22 protein-coding genes are annotated in these 22,789 nt (G+C 62.0%); 7 read left to right on the forward strand and 15 right to left on the reverse strand.

What is annotated here, in order from left to right:
- Positions 1 to 22 precede the first annotated feature (22 nt).
- Entirely contained in the window at positions 23 to 1,480 is a 1,458-nt protein-coding gene (locus tag HF955_RS03550) for a sigma-54 dependent transcriptional regulator (protein WP_291077948.1), read from the reverse strand.
- Positions 1,481 to 2,089: 609 nt separating this feature from the next.
- Here HF955_RS03550 and HF955_RS03555 point away from each other — a divergent pair.
- A complete protein-coding gene (locus HF955_RS03555) occupies positions 2,090 to 2,287 on the forward strand; it encodes a hypothetical protein (RefSeq protein ID WP_291077950.1) in 198 nt (65 codons plus the stop codon).
- A gap of 48 nt (positions 2,288 to 2,335) precedes the next feature.
- Here the strand turns inward: HF955_RS03555 and HF955_RS03560 are convergent, their stop codons facing one another.
- The 4 genes from HF955_RS03560 to HF955_RS03575 all read right to left on the reverse strand — a co-directional run bounded on the left by HF955_RS03560 (position 2,336) and on the right by HF955_RS03575 (position 4,153).
- On the reverse strand, positions 2,336 to 2,689 hold the full coding sequence (locus tag HF955_RS03560) for a PilZ domain-containing protein (RefSeq protein WP_291077952.1): 354 nt from the start codon (positions 2,687 to 2,689) through the stop codon (positions 2,336 to 2,338).
- Between the two features lie 75 nt (positions 2,690 to 2,764).
- Positions 2,765 to 3,202 (reverse strand): ester cyclase, encoded by a 438-nt coding sequence (locus HF955_RS03565; protein ID WP_291077954.1) that lies wholly within the window; start codon positions 3,200 to 3,202, stop codon positions 2,765 to 2,767.
- A gap of 1 nt (position 3,203) precedes the next feature.
- Complete coding sequence (locus HF955_RS03570; protein ID WP_291077956.1) at positions 3,204 to 3,944, reverse strand: HNH endonuclease; 741 nt, start codon at positions 3,942 to 3,944, stop codon at positions 3,204 to 3,206.
- A gap of 2 nt (positions 3,945 to 3,946) precedes the next feature.
- The gene (locus tag HF955_RS03575; RefSeq protein ID WP_291077958.1) at positions 3,947 to 4,153 is read right to left on the reverse strand and encodes a hypothetical protein; all 207 of its coding nucleotides are present in this window, start codon (positions 4,151 to 4,153) and stop codon (positions 3,947 to 3,949) included.
- A gap of 125 nt (positions 4,154 to 4,278) precedes the next feature.
- Here HF955_RS03575 and uvrB point away from each other — a divergent pair, with 125 nt between their 5' ends.
- Complete coding sequence (gene uvrB / locus HF955_RS03580) at positions 4,279 to 6,477, forward strand: excinuclease ABC subunit UvrB (RefSeq protein WP_291077960.1); 2,199 nt, start codon at positions 4,279 to 4,281, stop codon at positions 6,475 to 6,477.
- Here uvrB and HF955_RS03585 read toward each other — a convergent pair.
- From HF955_RS03585 to HF955_RS03595, 3 genes are all read right to left on the reverse strand, one after another.
- Positions 6,474 to 7,400, reverse strand: coding sequence for a hypothetical protein (locus HF955_RS03585; protein WP_291077962.1), 927 nt, complete (start codon positions 7,398 to 7,400; stop codon positions 6,474 to 6,476). The genes uvrB and HF955_RS03585 overlap by 4 nt on opposite strands.
- A 2-nt stretch (positions 7,401 to 7,402) precedes the next feature.
- Positions 7,403 to 8,215: a HipA family kinase gene (locus tag HF955_RS03590; RefSeq protein ID WP_291077964.1), complete on the reverse strand. Its 813-nt coding sequence runs from the start codon at positions 8,213 to 8,215 to the stop codon at positions 7,403 to 7,405.
- 1,455 nt (positions 8,216 to 9,670) lie between these two features.
- A complete protein-coding gene (locus HF955_RS03595; RefSeq protein WP_291077966.1) occupies positions 9,671 to 11,002 on the reverse strand; it encodes a Na+/H+ antiporter NhaC family protein in 1,332 nt (443 codons plus the stop codon).
- Positions 11,003 to 11,864: 862 nt separating this feature from the next.
- On the opposite strand from HF955_RS03595, the gene HF955_RS03600 reads away from it, so the two are divergent.
- Together HF955_RS03600 and HF955_RS03605 are read left to right on the forward strand one after the other, a co-directional pair.
- Positions 11,865 to 12,842: an endonuclease/exonuclease/phosphatase family protein gene (locus tag HF955_RS03600; RefSeq protein WP_291077968.1), complete on the forward strand. Its 978-nt coding sequence runs from the start codon at positions 11,865 to 11,867 to the stop codon at positions 12,840 to 12,842.
- Between the two features lie 68 nt (positions 12,843 to 12,910).
- Positions 12,911 to 15,016, forward strand: coding sequence for a caspase family protein (locus tag HF955_RS03605; protein WP_291077970.1), 2,106 nt, complete (start codon positions 12,911 to 12,913; stop codon positions 15,014 to 15,016).
- 71 nt (positions 15,017 to 15,087) lie between these two features.
- Here HF955_RS03605 and HF955_RS03610 read toward each other — a convergent pair whose 3' ends face one another.
- Both HF955_RS03610 and HF955_RS03615 read right to left on the reverse strand, forming a co-directional pair.
- Positions 15,088 to 15,702 carry a hypothetical protein gene (locus HF955_RS03610; protein ID WP_291077971.1) on the reverse strand — a complete coding sequence of 205 codons (615 nt, stop codon included), beginning with the start codon at positions 15,700 to 15,702 and terminating at the stop codon, positions 15,088 to 15,090.
- A 92-nt stretch (positions 15,703 to 15,794) separates the two neighbouring features.
- On the reverse strand, positions 15,795 to 16,631 hold the full coding sequence (locus HF955_RS03615) for an ABC transporter permease (RefSeq protein WP_291077973.1): 837 nt from the start codon (positions 16,629 to 16,631) through the stop codon (positions 15,795 to 15,797).
- Positions 16,632 to 16,906: 275 nt separating this feature from the next.
- On the opposite strand from HF955_RS03615, the gene HF955_RS03620 reads away from it, so the two are divergent.
- From HF955_RS03620 to HF955_RS03630, 3 genes are all read left to right on the forward strand, one after another.
- Entirely contained in the window at positions 16,907 to 17,434 is a 528-nt protein-coding gene (locus tag HF955_RS03620) for a GcrA family cell cycle regulator (protein WP_291077975.1), read from the forward strand.
- A 117-nt stretch (positions 17,435 to 17,551) separates the two neighbouring features.
- Positions 17,552 to 18,892 (forward strand): ATP-dependent RecD-like DNA helicase, encoded by a 1,341-nt coding sequence (locus HF955_RS03625; RefSeq protein ID WP_027845172.1) that lies wholly within the window; start codon positions 17,552 to 17,554, stop codon positions 18,890 to 18,892.
- A gap of 85 nt (positions 18,893 to 18,977) precedes the next feature.
- A complete protein-coding gene (locus HF955_RS03630) occupies positions 18,978 to 19,115 on the forward strand; it encodes a hypothetical protein (RefSeq protein ID WP_291077977.1) in 138 nt (45 codons plus the stop codon).
- On the opposite strand, the gene HF955_RS03635 is transcribed toward HF955_RS03630, so the two are convergent.
- The 5 genes from HF955_RS03635 to HF955_RS03655 form a co-directional block, all read right to left on the reverse strand.
- Positions 19,112 to 19,342: a hypothetical protein gene (locus HF955_RS03635; RefSeq protein WP_027845171.1), complete on the reverse strand. Its 231-nt coding sequence runs from the start codon at positions 19,340 to 19,342 to the stop codon at positions 19,112 to 19,114. The two genes, HF955_RS03630 and HF955_RS03635, sit on opposite strands and share 4 nt — an antisense overlap.
- Positions 19,343 to 19,428: 86 nt before the next feature.
- On the reverse strand, positions 19,429 to 19,620 hold the full coding sequence (locus HF955_RS03640; RefSeq protein WP_291077979.1) for a hypothetical protein: 192 nt from the start codon (positions 19,618 to 19,620) through the stop codon (positions 19,429 to 19,431).
- 164 nt (positions 19,621 to 19,784) lie between these two features.
- On the reverse strand, positions 19,785 to 20,240 hold the full coding sequence (dut, locus tag HF955_RS03645; RefSeq protein ID WP_291077981.1) for a dUTP diphosphatase: 456 nt from the start codon (positions 20,238 to 20,240) through the stop codon (positions 19,785 to 19,787).
- A 56-nt stretch (positions 20,241 to 20,296) separates the two neighbouring features.
- Positions 20,297 to 21,817, reverse strand: coding sequence for a hypothetical protein (locus tag HF955_RS03650; protein WP_291077983.1), 1,521 nt, complete (start codon positions 21,815 to 21,817; stop codon positions 20,297 to 20,299).
- A gap of 68 nt (positions 21,818 to 21,885) precedes the next feature.
- A complete protein-coding gene (locus tag HF955_RS03655; protein ID WP_291077985.1) occupies positions 21,886 to 22,764 on the reverse strand; it encodes a branched-chain amino acid aminotransferase in 879 nt (292 codons plus the stop codon).
- Positions 22,765 to 22,789: the final 25 nt, after the last annotated feature.

Genomic DNA, 22,789 nt, shown 5'->3' on the forward strand with positions numbered 1-22,789 from the left:
GCGTCTCCCTTTCGACCTTGGCCTAGCTCGCCTCGCGCTCGTGGCGCACGTCGAGATCGTATTCGCGGACCTTGCGGTACAGCGTCGAGCGGCCGATCCCCAGCCGGCGCGACACTTCACTCATATGGCCCTCGTAGAAATCAATCGCATACTGAAGGATATCGCGTTCGATATCGCTCAGCGTACGCAGCTCGCCGGCCTCGTCCTGGATGGCCACCGGGCCGCTGCCTGTCACCTCGGCCGTCTCGGCGGCCGTCGCCACCGCGGCCAGCGGCGAGGCCGGCAGGCTGGCAACATCCGGCATCTGACCGGAAATCTGCGGAAAATCCTGCGGGCGCAGCTGGTCGCCATCGCACAGCACAACGGCGCGGAAGACGGCATTCTCCAGCTGGCGCACATTGCCCGGCCAGTCATAGGCATACAGCATCTTCATCGTGTCGTCGGCCACGCCGGCCACTTTCGCGCCTTCGCTGGCATTGAACCGGCTGACGAAATGCTCGACCAGGGCCGGAATGTCATCCCGGCGCTCGCGCAGGCTCGGCATGTCGATCGGATACACGTTCAGGCGATAGAACAGGTCTTCCCGGAACGTGCCCTCGGTCACTTGTTGCGACAGGTCCCGATTGGTCGCGGAAATGATGCGCACATCCACCTTGGTCGGACGGCGGGAGCCGACAGCGTCCACCTCCCCTTCCTGCAGGGCCCGGAGCAGTTTGACCTGTGCGTCCAGCGGCAATTCGCCGACTTCGTCCAGGAACAGCGTGCCGCCATCGGCCTCGACAAACTTGCCGAGCGCCTTCGACACGGCACCGGTGAACGCGCCCTTCTCGTGACCGAACAGGATGGATTCGACCAGGTTCTCCGGGATCGCGCCGCAATTGACGGTCACGAACGGCTTTCCGGCCCGGCCGGAGGCGCCCTGGATGCAACGCGCGACCACTTCCTTGCCGACGCCGCTTTCGCCCAGGATCAGAACCGGAATGTCGGAACTCGCGGCCCGTTCGGCCAGACGCACCACCTGGCGCATCGGCGCGGCGCTGGCGATCATGTCGTCAAAGCTCATGCCGCCTTCCGCCTTGCGGGACAGGCGCTTCACCTCACCCGACAGGGTTTGCAGCTTCAGGGCATTCTGGATCGACACAACCACGCGTTCCGGATTGGCGGGCTTCACGATGAAATCCACCGCGCCGCGGCGCATGGACTGGACAATCGTGTCGATGCCGCTGGTTGCGGTCAGCATAATCACCGGCAGGTCTGCGCGTTTCGCGGCCAGCCGCTCCAGCGTGTCCATGCCGGACAGGCCGGGCATGGTCAGGTCAAGCAATACGACATCAATGCCGTCTTTCGGGTCGGATGCCAGCGCCAGGCCAGCCTCGCCATCCGGCGCCGTCCGGCAGGCAAAGCCGGCCTTCTCGACCGCCGCCTGCAGCAGGCGGCGCTGCGTCGGATCATCATCAATCACCAGAACCGTCTTGGCCATGTCTACCACTACCCTTCCATGCCCCGGGCCGCCCTGACGGGTCGCCCCCTTGAATGCCGCACCTGACACAAACCGGAACAGGTTCGTGCCGTATCGTTACGCCCCGTTCTGACACATCAGGGTGGAAGTCCCGTTGAAGCGAAGCGTGAAATTTGACGCAAATCCGATCCATTCCAGCGCCGGTTTTGCGCACCGATCCGGCAATTGCACACAAATGACAGCGGTCATTCCCGGCCCGGACATCACGGATCGCGACAGAATGTGACACGGCCCGCCCGATCGGCGCCGCGCTGGCCGGGACGTACTGTCCCGCCCCCAGGCGCGCGCGCTCCCTTCGCCCTCCACACCCGGATCTGTTGCATTTGCAACAGGTTTGGAGCCTGCCAGCCGGGCTTCCTGAGATCCGGGTCCGTTTCGGCAGTCTCCTGTGGCCCGCCCCGGACCGCCCCTCAACTGGCGGCGCACCCATCAATTCCCGGTGAGAATGCTCGCCATCCCCCCGTATGGGCATCGACAAGCCCCGTAAATATACGTAGTCACCGGGGCTTGGGTCGGGCCCTATGGTGCGATTCCGGCACAGACAGGCTGCGCGGTCAGGGGACGCAACGCATGCAGGATAATCAGGGGCCGGGCAAACCGCCCGGAACGAAGCGAGTGGAGACTACCGGCGACATGTTGCGTGACGCGCTTCGGCAATCCTTCGAAGATTCCCTGAAGGCGCCGCCATCGGCACGTCTTGAAAAACTGATGTCGGAATTGCGCGACAAGGAAAAGCGCAAGCGCACTGAAACCGGCAAGGCCGACTAGACCCCGCTCCGTCAGGCCCAGGCCGGACGACGGATCCGCACGACAGGTCTAGACGACGGACCGGTGGCCCACGAGATCGTCGAGCACATGGCTGGCCAGCGCGTGGCGGAATTCCACGCCGACCTGGTCTCCCGCGCGCCAGCGGATGGCGCAATCGATCTGGAAATTCGGTTCGGCAGGCGAGGTCTGCAGCAACAGGTGAAACGTGTCTGGCAGGAACATCCAGTTGCCCACCGACAGCCGGGCGCCATCGGGCGAAATGTCCTTCACGCTCACGCTGCGGGCTTCGCTGTAATCCATCAGCACGATCCAGGCCATGCCCCTCACCTTGAGGCGGGGGGACCGGCGCAATTCCTGCGGCGCAAGGGCCGGGTCGGGACGGAAGGCTGAGAGATCGGTCATGCGCAACCTATGCGCGACACGTCAAAATCGTTCCGTCGCGCCAGGTATTTTTTTGCAAGCCCCCCCCCTGACGGGTCAGGCGAGGTCCAGCGCCCGCAACACGGCACCCTGATCGAAATAGGGCCGTTCGCAGATAATCTTGTCACTGCCGGGCGCAAACTCGAACGTGGCCGCCATCCGCACCCGAAAGCGCCGCCCGGTCGGCTCGACAGTCGTGTTGCCCACGCGCAGCGGCCCGGTATGCGTGCCCGTCAGCCAGAACTCGACCAGAACCGTATCCGCCGCCTCATCGGCCGCGATCGAGATGATCTCATTGTCCTGGTCCGGAAAGGGCGTGCGCGACAGCTCGAAATACCGCCGCACCGCCGCCGCCCCGTCAAACACCTGCCCGCCGCCATGCATCTCATAGCGCGGATGCTCAAACGTCGCCAAAACCGCATCCCAATCATGCGTGACTTCCAGCGCCATATGATGACGGACATTGGCGATACGGGATTGGGATAGGGGGGTCATGTCAGGCGGCCTCGAACACTTCGTCTCTATGGTACTCCAAATACTCTGGAAGCGGATGAAACTTCTCAGGTGCGGTGGCGATCCGTCCTTCAAACAGACCACGAATATCGTTTGGCACCACAAGTTTCGGTGAGCATCTCACCGTCAGATCGTTGTTGAGGGTGATGAGTCCTTTGTCGAAAGCTCGATCATGCAGTGAGTTGAGACATATTCCATTTCTGGGGTCCAGTCGAAGCTTCTCATTCTTACTCCAGGGAATGATGTGACTCGCAATCAGAACTTCCGGCAACTCAATCCCTGTCAATGCACAACGGGAGTTGTAGGCCGACAAAACCATGGCGCGAAATGCCGACTGGTTCTTGCGGACCCTCACTGTTCGTAAAGTATCCTCACCTTCGCGAAACTCCAAAGGCTCAGAGTCCTCATCCCTCGTGGGCCATTCACCCTCAGACATGAGGATAGATTGTGCCGATTCTAGAAACCTTTCGGGGTCAGCAAAAAATTCGTCCCATATCTCCCGGTCAGCCTTCGAGGCCCCTTGCAGCCCCGTACGGTTTAAAGTCTCATCGAGTGAAGCAAAGTTGGCGAGTTTCATCGCCACTGAACTCGGAGTACGACCGAGCCGTTCGGCGAGTTTGATCACGTCGGGGTTGCCACGATGCATTCTGCCAAATGGCGTGCGTACATACAGCTCCAAGGCGAGCACTTGGTCGCGCCGCTCCCACGGTTTGCGCTCAGCCAAAGTTACCACCCAACGCTTGGTGCTCCCTGCTGGTCGCATTCATCCAGATCATATTTAAGCCCGATCCGCTCCACCCATTCGGTCGGTAACTCTCCAGATTGCCAATCACGCATCATCTCGGCGCGGGCAAAGCCTCCCATGACATGGTCAATTCCGAAACGCCGCACGAAAACGCGGTCGGTCTCTTTCAGCCAGTTCGCAAATTCCATGATGGCACACTCATCCTCTGCGGAAACGGAACTCAACCTGAATGAGGTTGCACCGTCAACACCCACCACCGCACAAAACAAGAACACCCTAGACACCTGCGCTCCCTCGCCCCATATCTCGCGGCATGGCTCCTCCCCCTCCCCCGAAAGGCGTTTCCGAAGCGCCCAGCGTGTTTTCGCTTGATGGGTTCGCGCGCGATGCTGCGGGCGCCCTGCCCTCTGACAACTGGACGCCCCACCGGCCGGACCGCGACTGGGTCAAGCTGGAAGGCGGCAAGCGGTTCAAGGTGCATTCCGAATACGAGCCCGCCGGCGACCAGCGCACCGCCATCCCGGAACTGGTCGAGGGCATCCAGGCCGGCGAGCGCGACCAGGTCCTGCTCGGCGCCACCGGCACGGGCAAGACCTTCACCATGGCCAAGATCATCGAGGCGACCCAGCGCCCGGCCCTGATCCTGGCGCCCAACAAGACACTCGCCGCGCAACTCTATGGCGAGTTCAAATCCTTCTTCCCGGAAAACTCGGTCGAGTATTTCGTCTCCTATTACGACTATTACCAGCCCGAGGCCTACGTCCCCCGCTCGGATCTCTATATCGAGAAGGAATCCTCCATCAACGAGGCCATCGACCGGATGCGCCACTCGGCCACCCGCGCCATCCTGGAGCGCGACGACGTCATCATCGTCGCCTCGGTCTCCTGCATCTACGGCATCGGCTCGGTCGAGACCTACACCTCGATGACCTTCAAGCTGGAAGAGGGCCAGCGCATCGACCCGCGCGCCGTGGCCGAACAGCTGGTCGCCAATCAGTATACGCGCAATGACATGAATTTCGTGCGCGGCACCTTCCGCGTGAAGGGCGATGTCGTCGACATCTACCCCGCCCACTTCGAGGACCGCGCCTGGAAGCTTTCCTTCTTCGGCGACGAGCTGGAAAGCATCACCGAATTCGACCCGCTCACCGGCCGCACCATGCAGAAGCTGCCGGCGATCAAGATCTACGCCAACAGCCATTATGTCACGCCGCGCCCGACGCTCAACCAGGCCATCGAGAAGATCAAGGCGGAGCTGAAGCTGACCATCGACCATTTCGAGAAACACGGCAAATTGCTGGAGGCCCAGCGCATCCAGCAGCGCACACAATATGATCTCGAAATGCTCGCCGCCACGGGCTCGTGCAATGGCATCGAGAACTATTCCCGCTACCTCACCGGCCGCAAGCCCGGCGATCCGCCGCCCACCATGTTCGAATATTTGCCGGACAATGCCCTCGTCTTCACCGATGAGAGCCACCAGACCGTGCCGCAGATCGGCGCCATGTATCGCGGCGACTTCTCGCGCAAGTCGACGCTGGCCGAATATGGCTTCCGCCTGCCCTCCTGCATGGACAACCGCCCCCTCAAATTCGAGGAATGGGACGCGATGCGCCCGCAGACCGTGCACGTCTCGGCCACCCCCGGCCCGTGGGAGCTCGACCGCACCGGCGGCGTGTTCACCGAACAGGTCATCCGCCCGACCGGCCTGCTCGACCCGCCGGTCGAGGTCCGCCCCGTCTCGAAGGATGGCGCCAACCAGGTCGATGATGTCATGGCAGAGGTCAAGGCCGTCGCCGCCAAGGGCTATCGATCGCTCATCACGACCCTGACGAAAAAGATGGCGGAAGACCTGACCGACTTCCTCAATGAGCATGGCGTGAAAGTGCGCTACATGCATTCCGACATCGACACGATCGAGCGGATCGAGATCATCCGCGATTTGCGCCTCGGCGTGTTCGATGTCCTGGTCGGCATCAACCTCCTGCGCGAGGGGCTCGACATTCCGGAATGCGGCTTTGTCGGCATTCTCGATGCGGACAAGGAAGGCTTCCTCCGGTCAGAGACGAGCCTGGTGCAGACCATCGGCCGCGCCGCGCGCAATGCCGAGGCCCGCGTCGTGCTCTATGCCGACAAGGTCACCGGCTCCATGCAACGCGCCATGGACGAGACAGACCGCCGCCGCGCCAAACAGATCGCCTATAATGAGGAACACGGCATCACGCCGACCACGATCAAGCGCGCCGTCGCCGACATCCTCGGCGACCTCGGCGAAAAATCCGACACCCCCCGCGCCCGCGGCCGCGGCAAGGACAAGGCAAAGGGCAAGACGCGCGGCGTCGCCGAAACAAAAGCCTTGCCACTTGCGGGCGAAAGCGGCCACAATCTCAAAGCCGTCCTCGCGGACCTCGAAAAACAAATGCGCGAAGCCGCCGCGAACCTGGAATTCGAGGAGGCTGCAAGGCTGAGGGACGAGGTAAAGCGGCTGAGGGAAGAAGAGCTGGGGCTTTAGGCAGCTTCTAATTGGAGCAAGTGCTCCCCGATTTGCTCGACTGAGGTCATACCACGAATACGAATCTCCTCTTGATCAGCTTGCTCCTCAAGCGTTTCAAGCGCATCCGCAACATTCCTCATTTGTTTGGCGGAAAATTGAGGGTCATTTTTAGGTGGGATCTGAATAAGCATCTCGTGATATCTATCCTGCCCCCGATCCCAGTCTGCGTCCCTATTTACTTTTAGTTCCCATAATCTGGATTTTATTCGTCCTGATGAAGCGGAAACACCGTTTGCTTGCAGCGTTCCAAAATTTGCAACTAGTTTTGAACCTGCAAAATCAATATTCACTTCAGCCCCACGGCGAGCGGAGCGTCGCTTTCTTTCCAACCGAACATCTTCGCTAAAGAATGGCACTAAGCCGACCCGTTTTTCTTTGATATAGTCCTTGATCAAAATCGGCAGTCTATCACCTCCGCCGGTTCTTGGTCTCGCCTCTTCGACGAGCGTCTCTACTATATCTAGTTCAAATTCTTCTGAATATTCATCAGCATAAAGAGATGACAGGCTGACCATCCACGAGCAGGCAATTTGTTTCAGACTTTCACCTTCCCCGTTCCGGAGTTCACCAACCTTCACACCAGAAAACGGGACGCTGGGCTCCAGCAGCGCCTCAATTGAGCGCATGGCCAAATCAGACCGTAAACTCTCTGCAGTCCACTCAATCACCGATATCACAATCTTGGATTGATCTGCATAGAGGCATTTTAGTCGATCCAAGCGGTTAGCAATCTCCAGATGGAAGCCGTCGCTGGAAACCACAGCCACACCGAACACTAGGCGCTCATACGAGCCCTCAATGGGCTGAATCAAAAGGGGAGCCCACTTCGCATCCACCTTAGATCGAAAACTTGGAAACATATCTGAGATCAGAGATGACATGGCTATACCAGATAATTCAATGCTTTAGCCGATTTCGCAGGTGTCTCGGACTTTCGCTTTTCAAGGAAGTTGTTCAACGCCTTTCGGTCGCCTTCTGTCAAGTATGGCTCAACGCCACTATCTGCGAGCATCGCGGCAATATCTAGAGCGTTAATGTCTCGGCAAAGTGCAGAAGAAACTCCGGCATGGTTCGCCTTCTCGTCTTCACTCATGTGAACAGTCAACCATTCAGACAGCCTGTTGATATAGTCTGCAGAAGGATCAAGATTTTCTGCCGACCACTTCGGACCCGTAAAAGAGTGACCATGATCGATTAGCCAGATAGCATCCTTTCCACCAAAAATCAGGTTTCCTGCATGCCGGTCGATATTTGCGACCCACGTGTCAAAAGCATATAACTTACCCAAATCTGCCCAAGCGATTAGTTCTTTTAGCAGACCAAGAATTTGGCCGTGGTCTACGGCCTGCAGTCTAAATCTCAGGCTTGGCGTGCTAACATCCGCACTGGCAAGAACAAGAGGAAGACCATCAACGGTTTTGGGACCTTTTTTTGCAGGCAGGCTATTATCTCTCACGACTGCCAGATAAGTGATGGGGATGGGCAGCCCTAGAGCAGTGGCGCATGCTGAAGCTAGCAATTCATTACAAAGCTCCTTCGGCTCAAGGTCCTTCAAGATTGCAGAACAAGTTGTCAAACCCGCCGTAAGTATCTGTCCGCGGTAAGTATCGTTCACATTGCCTTCTTTGAAGGGCTGAGCGCCAGCCAGAACCGAAGCCAACCGTATGGATTGGTGTTTTGGTATTTCTGTGGTCAACACTCCCCCCCTATTTGAACCTACATCTATCTTTCATGGCTCGATCTGTCTATCATAGATTGCTATGCGGACGGGGTTCATACACCCTTAATTTCTGAAAGATATCTGCCCACATATGGGACCGCCCAGCACCGCACCACTTCGCCGTGCCGTAGCAGGCGGGTTAGCGAAGCGTAACCCGCCTGCCGCCCCTTCGTCCTTCGACCCCGGCTTTCACCGGGGCAAGCCCCGCTCAGGATGAGTCCGCTTCTTGCGGCTGGCTCCGCGCTCCAACGGCGGGAGACCCCGGCATGCGCCGGGGATGCGGACTTTGCGGGGATAGAGGTTTGCACTCTCCCCCCGCAGGCCCCTGCGGCGGCAGGGGCCCATCTCCAGCTCCCTCCTCAAGCGCTTCAGGCGATGGCGGGAGATGGATACCTGCCTTCGCAGGTATCTCCGGGCTTGAATTATCGCCCTCACCATCCCCCCACCACACTCGCCGCACCGGCCCGAGATGGGCCCCCAGATGGCCTGTGGCCATCGGGGGTGACGACCTTTTGGGAGGAGAGATCGGCCTTTCCCAATCCGACGCACAGCCCCTCATGCGATGATGGTGACCTGCCCTTCCGGGAGCCGGATCAGGTACCGTTCTGGTCGGAGAGGCAGGGACAGGATGGGCCTTGCGGGAGACAGACGGTCCCGCATGGCCCTAGGCAGGTCAGGCCAGGGTGAGCCTGCGAAAGCAGGTAGGGAACCCGCCTCGTCCGGCAGCCCGGGAGACATCCCCGGATGGACTTCCCGTGTGAAAAGCACGGAAGACCCGTTCGTGCGGCGCCGGTAACGAAGACCCGGGACCATGGGCCCCCATGAGGGTGTCCCGCCGAAGCCCCTGTCCGGCGCGGCGGGCGGTAACGCTCCATTCCGTAGCCTTGTTCAGTTCCAGGCGGAGCGCCACGGCGCCCGCCGCGCCATGGCTCTGTTGGGGCCGGTTGTTGGATCCCCGGATGGCGCGCGCCAGTCCGGCCAAACGCGTTGGAGGAAACCTCGCAGACCCCCACCTGTCCTCCCCCTTGCAGGGGGAGGAACGCAGACAGCAGCCGCCTTGCTTGAGGGGCCGTTCTCCCCCTTGCAAAGGGGGAGTTAGAGGGGGATCGCGATGGCATGGCCATCGCCCTTCGCCAGCTCAGGCGGAGGGGGGTGAGGCAGGACAGGCCCGGCGCAGCGATACCCGCCAACCCCGTCCCGCCTTCAACCCTGTCATCCCGGAAAATCCGTCAGGATTTATCCGGGACCCAGACACTGGGTGCGGGATGACAGGAACGGGACGATACAATCCGTCCTTCTGCTCCCCCGCCTGCGGAGGAGGTGGCAGGCGGCGCAGCCGGCTGACGGAGGGGGGATTCCGGACCCGCGGCACCAGCCCCCTCCGCCTCGCGGGGCTCGGCACCTCCCCCGCATGCGGGGGAGGATTTCCCCCTATGCCATCAGGGCGCCGGCGATCAGGTAGAGCGCCACGGCCAGCCCGCCGGTGACCAGCGCATAGGGCATCTGGGTGCGGACATGGTCGATATGGTCACAGCCCGCCGCCAGCGAGGCGATGATCGTCGTGTCGGAGATCGGCGAGCAATGGTCGCCGAAGACACCGCCGCCCAGCACCGCTGCCAGCACCAGCGAGGGCGGCAGGCCGAGCGCGGCGGCGAGCGGCATGGCGATGGGGATCATGATGCCATAGGTGCCCCAGCTGGTGCCGGTCATGAAGGCGGTCACGCCCGCCACGACAAACAGCACGGCCGGCACGATGACCGGCAAGACGAACTGGGCCGCAACGCCCGACAGGAAGGCCCCCGTGCCGAGCACGCGCAGACTGTCGCCGAGCGCGATGGAGAGGAAGAGAATGGTCACCACAGGCACCATTTCGGCAATCCCGGCAAAGCCGCGTGCCTGCAGGCCGCCCTTCGGAAAGGCCTTGCCCAGCGCCAGCAGCCCGGCCGCCACGGCCATGGCCAGGCACACCGCCCAGAGGATCGACTGGCTGCCGCTGCCGGCCAATATGTTGCCGCCGCCGGTCCAAGCCATGAAGCCGAGCGCGCCGGCAATCATCACGGCCAGCGGCAGCCACATATATATCGCGCGCGTCGGCGCGACGGGCGCGTCTGCTTCGGCCTGCACGCCGGCGCCCTGCCCCGCCGTTTTCATCGGGCCGAAGACCCGGCCGGTGAACACGGTGGCATATACGCCGGCCAGCGTCAGGAGGGCATAGAAATTCCACGGGATCGTGCCCGCCACCACGCCGATCGGACTGTCAAAGCCATAGGGCTCGACCAGGCCGAGCGCATAGGCGCCCCAGCCATTCAGCAGGATCAGCGCGCTGATCGGGGCCGAGGTGGAATCGATGATATAGGCGAGCCGCTCGCGCGACAGGCCATGCGCATCGAACAGGCGCTGGCCCAGCACGCCGCTGCTCAGCAGGCTGACATTTGTCTCGACGAAGATGGCTGTGCCCGCCAGCGCCGGGGCCAGGGCAGCGCGGCGCGGCGTCGATGCCAGGCCCCGCCGCATCAGGCCGCGCACCAGCGCCTCGACGCCGCCGGAATCGCGCATCCAGGCGATCAGCGCACCGATCAGCAGGCAGAACAACAGGACGCGTGTATTGCCGGGGCTCTCGAACACGCCGACCGCACGGTCAATCGCGCCCAGCGCGCCGAGGCCCGGATGAAAGCCGGCAATCAGTGTTTCCGAGGCCAGCAATGCCAGGCCCAGCGCGGCATAGACATTGCGCGTCGCCAGCGCGACCAGGATCGCCAGCACGGGCGGCAGTATCGTCAGAATGTCCAGGGCCCGGCCTCCTTGCGTGCACGCGGCTCACCTAAGCGCATTCGCCGCCCGATGCCCAGCGCCCTGTATGACGGGCGGGGGCGCGGCCGGGATTTTGACCCAGGATTCGGGCCCGGTCACAAAACTGTGAAATTCTCGTCGGAAGGGACTCGACTCAAGGGCAGTTTTGGGGAATCATTTCGGTTAGCCAACGAAATCCGGGCGGGCGCCAACCCGCTTCAGGAGCGGCGGCAAGTACATCGCCCTCGACGGAAGGGCCGGGCCAGAAGCAAGGCTGCGAGAGCAGCGGCGCAAAGGGCCAGGCGGGACCGCGAGACAAGGCAGGCGATGTCTTCGATGAGGGGAGCTAGACCCCGAGCGAAGGGCTGTAGGACGTGACCGGAGCGCGATCCGAAACACGTCACCAAAGGAAAATCCGAAAGGATTTCCGGCGGTTAGGTCAGGCTGACGCGAACTCGCCCGTGCGAATGAGGGAAAGTCTGATCCGGGAGACGGCCTTGGGCGCAAGCCCGCTCGCAAGATGTGTGGCGGCGACCAGACCGGATCCTGACAAAGGGCAAAAGAAAAGGCCCGCTTTCGCGAGCCCGATCCTTGCCCGGTGTCAATCGAGGACCGACAACGAGTGCATGCACAATGTCTCGATAGTCTGATTCGAAGCACCAGAGAAGGTGTGATCGTCCGCGATCACACCTTCTTTTTTGCGCGCGGCGGTTTTCCGGAATTCGCCTCTTGCGCGAGTCCGGCCGCAGACGCCGCCGCAACCCCTGCCCCGTCTCGCGCGTAGTCTCTGCGAACCCGATCCCTGACACGCCCCATCCCGAAAGGCCCCGCCCCCATGCTCGCCCTGCTCGAACCCGTCTTCGTGTTGATCGGCGTGTGGGGCCTGTTCGCCGCCCTCGCGCCAAAGCTGCGCACGGAAATCTGGTGGATGCGCATCTGGGTCTATGGCCGGCTGCAGACCTGCCTCATCCTGTTCGCGGCCCTCGGCCTGTATCTCGCGCTCTATCCCGTCGGCGACATCGGCACGGCCACCCTGCTGATGGCCTATGCGGTCGGCCTGTCGATCTGCGCGCTGGACATCTGGCCCTATTTGCCCGGCCGGAAGCGCGAATTGCGCCGTGCCCGGCCCGGCAGTCCCGGCACCCCGCTGTCCGTGCTGCTGCTGAACGTGCTGCAGGAGAATGAGGACCATGCTGCCGTGCTCGCCCGCATCCGTGACAGCGATGCCGACATTGTCTTCCTGTCGGAAACCAATGCCCGCTGGCGCGCCGCCCTTGCCCCGCTGGAGGCCGATTATCTCCACACCTTCCTGCTCGACAAGGAAGACCATAACGGCCTCCTCTTCTATTCGCGCCATCCCGTCACACGCACCCAGGAACGTTATCTCTGCCAGGATCATGTGCCGTCCCTGACCATGGACATCGATCTGGCCGGCCGCGAGGTGCGCCTCTACTGCATCCATCCGCGCCCCCCCCGCCCGCGCGATGACACGCAACATCTCGATGACGAATTGATGATCGTGGCCGATGAATTGCGCGAACAGCACCGCCCTGCCCTCGTGATCGGCGATTTCAACGAGGTCGGCTGGTCGTGGATGGTGAAGGAGTTCAAGCAGCATGGTGGCCTGTGCGATCCGAAACGGGGCCGTGGCCTGTACAATTCCTATGGCGCGAAGTCGCCCTTCCTGGCCTGGCCGCTGGACCATGCCTTTGCCACGCCGCACTTCGATCTGACGCGCATCTGCCGCCTGCGTCCGTGCGGATCGGACCATTATCCCATCCTGTACGGCTTCCACCTCCGCCCCGGCCCTTGATCCCTGTCAGATTGGCATGCCCGGAAATCGCGTGTAACCTCTGCTTAACCAATACCGAGGGGACGGTGATGCGGCGAATAAACTTGGTTTCCAATCTGTGCGCCCTGGCGCTCGCCGCCCTGCTCGCGGCCTGCAGTGCGCAGCAGGACGCGGGTCAGGCCTATGATCCGGAGCCAGAGCCGGACCCGCAATTCGAAGTGCCTCCTCCTCCGCCGCCGCCTCCGCCTCCGCCCATGATCGACTCCCCAACGGAGCCGGAGCCGCCCCGCGCATCGGCGCCCGGCAGCAGCCCCAACCCTGGCCGCGACAGGCCGGGCGTGTCTCCGGAACTGCCTGGGGACATCGCGGATGAAGACGAGAACGACGAGCCCGGCAGCCCGAGCCTTGGCTTCGGCGAAGCGTCCGATCTGGAAGAGTTGCGGGAACTCCATGCCGATAATCCGGCATTTCTCGAGTGGCTCGACAGCTTTGCCGACGGTGCAGAGGACCTTGCCGCCCTCGAACCTGCGGCCGGCGCATCCGACACAGAATTCTGCCAGGCTGAAATCTCGGCCCCCCGCACCCTGCTGATCACCTGCGACGGCGCCGGATCCGGCACCTACTCCCAGGCCACGCATCGCATCGAAGGGGACCTGACCGAAACCCTCGACCTGCTCGCACGCGATCTTGCCGGCGAAGGTCTGGAGGTAGGCCTGTTCGACCGCCAGCTCTGTTTCTGGAGCGAGACCATCTCGATCGACGGGTCAGACCTCGTCATGAATTGTCCCGATTGGGACTTCCGCTACTCGGAGCTGGCCGCCGAAGCCGCTGCTGCATTCGACAGCGGCCGGATCGCACACCATGCGCCGGAACAGATGGTGCTCGGGCAGCCCTATTTTCTCGAAATCGCGATTCAGCCAATCCAGAGCAACACGACAGAAGCTGAAGTTGACGACTCCCTGCGCGCCGTGATGGGAACGGGCTTGGCTGCTGACAGTTCGGAGCAGGCCTTTTCGCTGGAATTCGACACGGTCCGCGCAAGTCAGGTCATGATGGCCAATGCCACGGCCGACGCGTTTGACCTGACCCTGATGACCCCCGAAACCCAGCCCGTCGTGCCGGGAGAGCCGACCTTGTGGCAATGGAAAGTCGTTCCGCGCTCGGTCGGCACACCAAATCTGACGTTCACCGTGTCCCAGCGCGTCTCGGTCGAGGGTCAGAACCTTGCAAAAGTGGTCAAGACCATTCCCGTTTCGGTGAATGTGGTGTCACTGGACGTGCTGCTCGCCGATCCCGGCCCGGCAGCAGATGAAGCCGCGGATGCGCGCCGGTCAGCTGGATCGGACGAAGACACGGTGATGCCGCTGACCGGGTCCCTCACCGCGCCGCCCTCCGGCGTAAGCGATACCACGGAAATGAGTGTTGCCAACATTGCGAACGCCGCGTCCGGCCTGCTGCCGGATACGGAAATTGCCGGATGCACCTGGGTCAGTGGTCCCAATCCGGACCGGCAGGCCATGGTGCTCAGCAATCTGGCTTACGCCCCGCCGGTCAGCCGGCTTTCCGTGACGCATGAAGACGGCGACCGGATCACCGACGCACTGTCTGCGGTCGGGTTTTCGGTGCTGAAATGTCAGGACCTTGGCCAGCGCCAGACGGTTCGCGCGCTCAGCCTGCTTGGCCGCATGTCGAAAGCCCGCAAGGATGCCGGTGCCTATCCGGTCACCTTCTTCTATTATTCCGGCCATGGCGTGAATGTCGGCGGCACCAATTTCATCCTGCCCACGGACATTCCCGGCGCGTCTCCCGAAGAAATCCGGGATTTCGGTGTCAGTTTCGAACAGATATTCAATCGCGTGTCGACAACTGTCGCGCCCACCTCGTTTATCGTGTTCGATGCCTGCCGGACTGTCATGGATGATGAAAGCCGGGGCCTGATGCGGGCCTATAGCCCTGTAGGCTGGGCGTCCGGCGTGTTCCAGGCCTTCGCGACCGAGCCCGGCAAGACCGCTGCCGATGATGGCGTCTATTCCGAGGAGTTGTCCGTCCTGATCCGCACGCTCGATGACCCGGCCAATGTCGTGTTCAAACGTGTCCAGGATGCGGTCGCAGCGCGCACGGGACAAAAGCAGAGACCGGTCTACACCGACGGCACGACGGGCGGTGATTTCTACTTCATCCAGGACGCGGACTAGCCCCACCCCGGAATCAAAACACCGCCGAACCCCGTTCGGCGGTGTTGAAGTCCGGGTCTGGTCCTGCCGGCCTACGGGCTGACGGGAACCGGCTCCTTCGGCGCTTCGGGCTGAGGTGGCGGCGGGGGAACATCATGCTCCACCAGCGTGTCTTCCGGCGCCGGCGCAGAGCCGGACACGGCGCAACAACGCACCTGCATCTCGAGCACACGGCTGTTGAAGCGACATTTCTCGTCATTGATCTCGCGCAGTATGGACATGCCGCCCGCCCGGTAAGTGTAGCGGGTCTGGGTGCAACTGGTCAGAGCATAGCCCGGCCGACAGGTTCCGGTGTCGGAATTCTGGATGGTGCGGGTTTCGCACTGGACTTCCTTGCTGTTGGCCGCCTCCGCCAGAGCGAGGGCGGCGTCAGCCTGTGCCTGCGCCGCGTCTGCGCTGGCCTGTGCCCGCGCAGCCGCCTCCGTGGCGTTGTCGGCCATCGAGCGGGCCTGAGACAGGCGCATGTCCGTGTCTGCGAGCGCCGTCGTGTTGCCATCGATTTCCAGCTTGAGCTTGCACACCGCCTCGCCGGCCTTGTCCGGATTGGCGCAATATTCTGCCACTGACTGTTCAGCAGGTATCATCTGACAGCCTGCCAGAAGCGCGGTCGACAGGACCGCCCCTGCAAGGAATTTCCCACTACCCATATTGTTCTCCATTTCTGGCCCCAGCCATTTTGGCCGATATTCAAGGGGCACAGACCCGGAGCGTCAATGCCGCTCCCGCCTGAGGGGAGTCCTCAGGCTTTCAGTTTGTAACCCGACCGGAACATGAGCCAGACAGCAAAGATACCGGCCACAGCCAACAATCCGGTTACCCAGACCCCGACAATCACGGAGCTGTTGGCGACCCCGAGGAAACCATACCGAAACCCGTCAATCATGTAGAAGAATGGATCAAGCAGGGCCATTGTGTAGAAGGGCTCGGACATCACCTTGATGTCGTAGAAGGTGCCGGACAGGAAAGTGAGCGGCACGATCACGAAATTGGTGACCGCGGACAAATGGTCGAACTTGTCCGCCCAGATCCCGCCAATGGCGCCAAGTGCGCCGAGTGCAATCGCAGATGTAACGCTGAACCAGAGTATCGGCCAGAGATGGACGATGGTGAGGTCCGCCAGACCGCTGATCTGGATCCCGATGGCAGAAATCAGCGCAACGAGCAGCCCGCGCACAACCGATCCGCCAATGAAGCCGATGGTCAGCTCCATGGGCGACAGCGGCGGCATCAGGAAATCGACATAGGTGGAATTGAACTTGGCCTGCACGAGGCTGGAACTGGTATTCTGGAAGGCATTCTGAAGGATGGCCATCACGATCAGGCCCGGCGCCAGGAACTCGATATAGTTCAGCCCCTCGAAATCACCCATCAGCCGGCCACGGTCGCCGAAAGCAAGCTTGAACACCGTCATGAACAACAGGGTTGTCACCACGGGCGCAAACACGGTCTGCATCCACACCTTCATGAACCGGCCGATTTCCCGCTTGAATAGGGTCCAAAGCCCCAATCCATTGATACTGCCATACTGGCGGACGTTTCGCTGGGCGGAGCTCTGGGCGGCGGCTGTATCGGTCATCCGCGCTATCTAGGCATGATTGGACGAGTCTGCGAGGGGCAATGGACGGAAAAGTCACGGAAATTCGCGTGCCTGTTTTTTGTCCACAGGTCAGCACAGTTAACCACAAGATGTAGAAAGCCTGTGGAAAGCGTGCGCTGCATGTTGTGTTTCGTTTCGCTGCTGATACGATATCTAGGTGCTGAGCGGATGGCGCGTAGCGAGCCATCTCAATATATAGGGGCTGAAAGATCGTTGGTGTTAACGATCTTCATCCGAGCTGGGAGACATTGACCATGTCCTGGACCGAAGAACGGGTAAGCGTGCTGAAAAAACTCTGGGCGGAGGGCCATTCCGCTTCCCAGATCGCCAAACAGCTGGGCGGCGTGACCCGCAATGCCGTGATTGGGAAAGTGCATCGTCTTGGCCTGTCCGGTCGTGCGACGCCGTCCCGTCCGGTCAAGCGCCCGCCGCGTCTGGCGCGTCCGAAGCCACGGGTGATGCCGGACGGCAGCGTCAAGGTGGCCGCCCCCGCGGTGCCGGAAAAGACCGAGACCCGTCCGATCGAGCGCAGCACCGAAGTGATGGCGCCGCTGCCTCCGCTGCAGCAGGCCGATGGTGAGCCTGCTTCGATCCTCACGTTGCGGGACTCCATGTGCAAATGGCCGATTGGCGATCCGGCCGATCCGAAATTTGCCTTCTGCGGCCGGAAGGCTGATTGCGGTCCCTATTGTTCCGAACATGCCAAGGTGGCGTTCCAGCCTGCGCGCAAGCGCGACAGCCGGAAAGGCGCCTATGATTATGTCCGTCGCATCGCCGGCTAGACCCGGCACGCACCCTTGCGTCTGACAGGAAGCCCCCGAAGTCATTCTTCGGGGGCTTTTCCTTTCCTGGCAGACCCGCTCTCGCCTTCCTGACGAAACGCCTTTAAGCCGGTTTCCGTGACTGCTCCGACAACCCCCGACACGATCTACGCCGCCCCGGCCGAATGGGTCGCCACCGGGACCGGCGCGCAGGGAAACCTGTTCCTGACCGGGCGGGCGGGAACCGGCAAGACAACCATGCTGCGGAAATTCCTGGCTGGCGCGGGCGACAAGGCGATTGTCCTGGCCCCGACCGGCGTGGCGGCCATGAATGCCGGCGGCCAGACAATCCATTCCTTCTTCAAGTTTCCGCCGCGCCTGATTGAACCGACCGACATCAAGCGCCTGCGCTCGACGCGTCTCGTGAAAGCCATCGACACGATGATCATTGACGAGATCTCCATGGTTCGGGCCGACATGCTGGACGCCATCGACAAGAGCCTGAAGCTGAACCGCGCATCCAAGAGGCCCTTTGGCGGGGTACGCATGATCCTGTCGGGTGACCTGCACCAGTTGCCGCCGGTGGTATCCGGTCAGGAAGCGCCGATCCTGCAGGAACGTTATGGCGGCAGCTATTTCTTCAATGCGCCGGCCTTTCGCGAGGCGGAATTCTCGCTGCTGGCCCTGAAACATGTGTTCCGTCAGGCCGAGCCGCGCTTCCTGGCCCTGCTGGGAGCCTTGAGGACCGGCCGTGTCACGCCAAATGACGAGGCCGTTCTGCGCGGTCTGGTCAGTTCGAAATCGGCGGTCGAAGCGTCCGAAAGCCATGTCGTTTTGACTCCAAACAATGCCAATGCGTTTCGGATCAACCAGGCGCGGCTGGACGGGCTGACCACACGGTCCCAGACCTTCGAGGCGGATGTGCAGGGCCAGTTCGAGGAAAAGGCCTTCCCGACGGAAGCCGACCTGGAGCTGAAGGAAGGCGCCCGGGTCATGCTGATCAAGAATGATCCGGAAGGGCGCTGGGTGAACGGCACGCTGGCAACGGTAGCCGGCTTTTCGGGCAGCCGGGTGATCGTCGAGATTGACGATCATGTGTACGAGATCGAGCAGACGGCCTGGGAAAAGTATCGCTACGAACTGGATCCCGAGACCAAGAAAGTGAAACGCGAAGTTGTCGGCACATTCAAACAGGTGCCGTTGCGGCTGGCCTATGCCGTCACCATCCACAAGGCGCAGGGGCTAACCCTGGACAAGGTGTTCATCGATTTCGATTCCGGCATGTTCGCCCACGGACAGGCCTATGTCGCGTTTTCGCGGGCGCGTTCGCTGGACGGATTGTCAATCAGCCGGCCCTTGCGGCCCCGCGACCTGGTCCTGGACCGGGATGCCTTTGCGTTCGGCAAGCTGGAAACCATCGAGGACACTGACGCCTATCTGCTGGCGCGGTTTGCCAAGTCAGACGATACGCTGATTTAGGCCATTTCGGGGCATTAACCTTTCGCTCACAATCCGGCCGCATTCTGACGATCTCGTGTACGCCGCCAGCAGAGAAAGGCACGTCATGAACGCAGTCCTTGAACGCCGTCAGCGCCGCTGTCTCCTGAGACAGGGCATGGGCACAGCCAGCGAGCGCAAGTCATTGTCGCAGGTGGCCGCTCATCGCCGCCGCATGCGCATTCCCGGCAGCGGCGGAAACTAGGCCAGTTTCCGGATTTCCTCCGAGAGCTGGCGCTCCCGGTCGGTGACGATCTCTTCCAGAACGCGCACGCGCTGTTTCAGATGCGCCACTTCGTCGAGCACCCGCTTCATTTCCTGATCGGAGGCCTTATCGTGTTCGCGATCTGCCTTCATCTTCAGATAATTGTTCAGCACACCCGCGCCGACGCTTATCATCACGATGATGACGACCATTTCAAAAACGCCCATGTGGCAACTCCCATTTATATCGTTTTTCGATATATCGCGCTCGCGATCAGATTACAAGCCAAAATGGCGCGTGTCGCGCGCTGCGCTTAGCCGAGGCGATCAATCTCGCGGCGCAAACGGCGGTCACGATCCAGGATGATTGATTCCAGCGTACGGACACGCTCCGACAATTGAGCGATCCGGTCATCCTCGCGCGGCGCAGTCTGCACTGGTCGACGTCCAGAACGGGTCATCATGATGATCACGACGACGAACAGGATGAAAGCGAAGAACGACATGGCGGGGCTCCTTTTCTGACAAGACCATCTTTCCGAAAGCCAGTCGTTTGGAGCTCCCCCGTTTCTTGGATGGATCCGCAATTCGCCGGATGCACCGCTCTCCTGAACTTATCGATAATCAATATGTAGGAAGCGATGAATACCTGTTCAAGAAGAAAACCGGATTATCTTCCGGTAGAACCGAACCCGCCTGCACCGCGTGCGGTCTCGTCGAGTTCGGACACTTCCTCCCAGGCCAGCTGGGTGACCGGTGCCAATACCAGTTGGGCGATGCGCTCGCCGCGATTGATGGTGAAGGCGTCCTGGCCGAGATTGACCAGGATCACCTTAATCTCGCCGCGATAGTCGCTGTCGATCGTGCCGGGCGTGTTGAGACAGGTCAGGCCATGCTTGGCAGCGAGGCCGGAACGTGGGCGCACTTGAATCTCATAGCCCTGCGGAATGGCGACCGACAGGCCCGTCGGGATCATCGCCCGCTCCCCTGCCTGCAGCAGGACCGGATCGTCCTCCGGCACGGCGGCGCGGACATCCATTCCGGCCGAACCGGCGGTTTCATAGGCAGGCAAATCAAGCCCCTCAAAATGGGGCAGCGGGCGGACGGAGACGTTAACCTTGGTCATGCCCCAAGCCGTTGGCGGAGTCGCATGACCAAGTCAAGCAGTCAGGGCGGCCCGGATCAGTCCTCGTCCTGATGAGCCTCGAAGATTTCATCTTCCCAGTCCATCCGGTCGCCGCGCATCAGCTGATCATGCTCGCGCTCCGACTCCGGCTTGCGGTCCATGAAGATCGTGTTGTCGATGCCGTCGAGCGTGAATTTGTCGACGCCGTCATTCTTCTTGAGGAACCTCTCGAACGCGCTATCTGGCGGAAGGGTTGAGCGCAATCCGCTTTCATAGGCGTCCCCCAACCGGTTGGTCTCCTCCCGGTCGAGGCCGGCATTGGCCGCGTTCCGGTACGCCTCGCGCGTCGCATCGACATCGCAATTCGCCTCGATGCGCTGTTCCTCGGTCAGCTTGTGGCACATCAGGGCACCGAGCGCGCCGCCGCCCCCTGCCCGGCCGGACGCAGGCGGCAGGCTGAATTCAATGCCAGGAATGCGCGGTGCTGGCCGTGGCCCGGACGGCGATGGCAGGGCGAAGGGACGCGCCGTTGTGGGCGGCGGTGCGGAAGGCGGCGGCGCCAATGTCTGGAGGGGGGCTTCGGCAGGGGGCGGCGGCGACTCTCCCGGTTCGGGCAGCGTGACAGCTTCCTCGTCAGGTTCCGGCGTTTCAACCGGCACATCGGGCAAGTCGACCTCCGGCGGCGCGTCGAGCACAGGGTCGGGCTCAGGCTCCGGGTCTGGCTCGGCAGGCGTTTCTTCCTCCGGCTCGGGTGCCGGGTCCGGCATGGGTTCGGGGTCCGGAACAGGGTCCGGCTCACGCACAGGCTCCGGCGCCGGGGGCACGTCCTCTTCCGGCGGGGCCGCGTCGGGCTCCGGATCAGGCAACACCTCTTCGGGGATCTCCAGGACCGGCTCCTCGGGGAGCTCGTCCGGGAGCTCCTCGACCGGTTCGTCCAGCGGCAGATCGGGCATTTCCTCGGGCAGCGGCTCTGCGGTCAGGTCCGGCTCGGCCTCCTCGAGCGGCACTTCCAGCGTATCGGGCAGCTCCTCCGGCAACTCCTCGGGTTCCGGCATGGCCAGCAGGTCGGGCGCCTCGTCCAGCGGCATTCCCGGTTGCGGATCTGTCGGGGCTTCCTCCTCGACGGCCAGCGGCAGGGGCTCCGGCTCGGGGACCGGGTCTTCCATCACCAATTCCACCGGTGCTTCCGGCGGTGGCAGCGGATCGTCCACGACCAGCTCCGTCTCGGGCAGCGGTTCAGGGTCAGGCTGCGGGACAGGATCGGGCTCGGGCTCCGGCAGCGGGGCCGGGTCTATCTCGGGAACAGGAACCGGCGGGACCGGGTCGGGCTCTGGCTCTGGCTCTGGCTCTGGCTCTGGCTCTGGCTCTGGCTCTGGCTCTGGCTCTGGCTCTGGCTCTGGCAGAAGTATCGGTGGCAGCTCGACGATGTCCACCTCGAAAACTTCGGGCTCGGGAGGCGATGGGAGCCTGTGTCCGAAGGCCTGGGCAAACAGGATCAGCATCAGGCCGTTGAAGCCCAATGACCCCGCCACGAAGGGAAGACGCTCGCGCGCGAACTCTTTCCAGGCTCCACCCATGGGCGAAAGCCCTAGCAGCCAGCCCTTAACGGCCTCAGTTACTTTTCGTACAGCTTGCGCTGGCGCCCTTATAGCGCCAGCTCCAGACGGCCATTCACCAAGGCCGTATAGTCATTGACCAGAGCTTCGGAAATCTGGCCCGGCTTGAAGGTGTGTTCGCCGATCTCGGCAACCGGTGTGATTTCCGCAGCGCTGCCCGTGATGAAGCATTCGGAGAAGGTGGACAGCTCATCCGGGAAGATGGCCCGCTCGATGACTTCAATGCCGCGTTCCTTCGCCAGCCGGATCGCCGTCTGGCGGGTCAGCCCGTTCAGGAAGCAGTCCGGCGTCGGCGTATGCAGCGCCCCGTCGCGAACGAAGAAGATGTTGGCGCCGGTCGCTTCGGCAATCTGTCCGCGATAATCCAGCATCAGGGCATCGGCATAGCCGTCACGTTCGGCCGCGTGCTTGGACAGGGTGCAGATCATGTAGAGGCCGGCCGCCTTGGCATGGCAGGGCGCCGTGTCCGGCGCGGGGCGGCGCCACTGGGCATGCGTCATGCGGATGCCCTTCATCTTGTCGGCAAAATAATCGCCCCAATGCCAGACGGCGACCGCCAGGTGGATCGTGTTGTTCTGGGCCGAGACGCCCATCATTTCGGACCCGCGCCAGGCGACGGCCCGGACATAGGCGCTTTCAAGGCCGGATTTCGCCAGCGCCTCGGTCTTGGCCTGCTCGACCTGTTCAACCGAGAAAGGGATTTCGAAGCCCATGATCCCGGCGGATTTGTGCAGCCGCCGTGAATGGTCGAGGGAGCGGAAGATCTTGCCGCCATAGGCGCGCTCGCCTTCGAACACGGACGACGCATAGTGCAAGGCATGGGTCAGGACGTGAACTTTCGTGTCCCGCCACGGCACGAATTCGCCATCCATCCAGATATAACCGTCGCGGTCGTCATATGCAGACATAATAGTTCAGCGCTCCTCGCTTGCA

The organism is Hyphomonas sp. (assembly GCF_017792385.1).
Classification (GTDB): Bacteria; Pseudomonadota; Alphaproteobacteria; order Caulobacterales; family Hyphomonadaceae; genus Hyphomonas.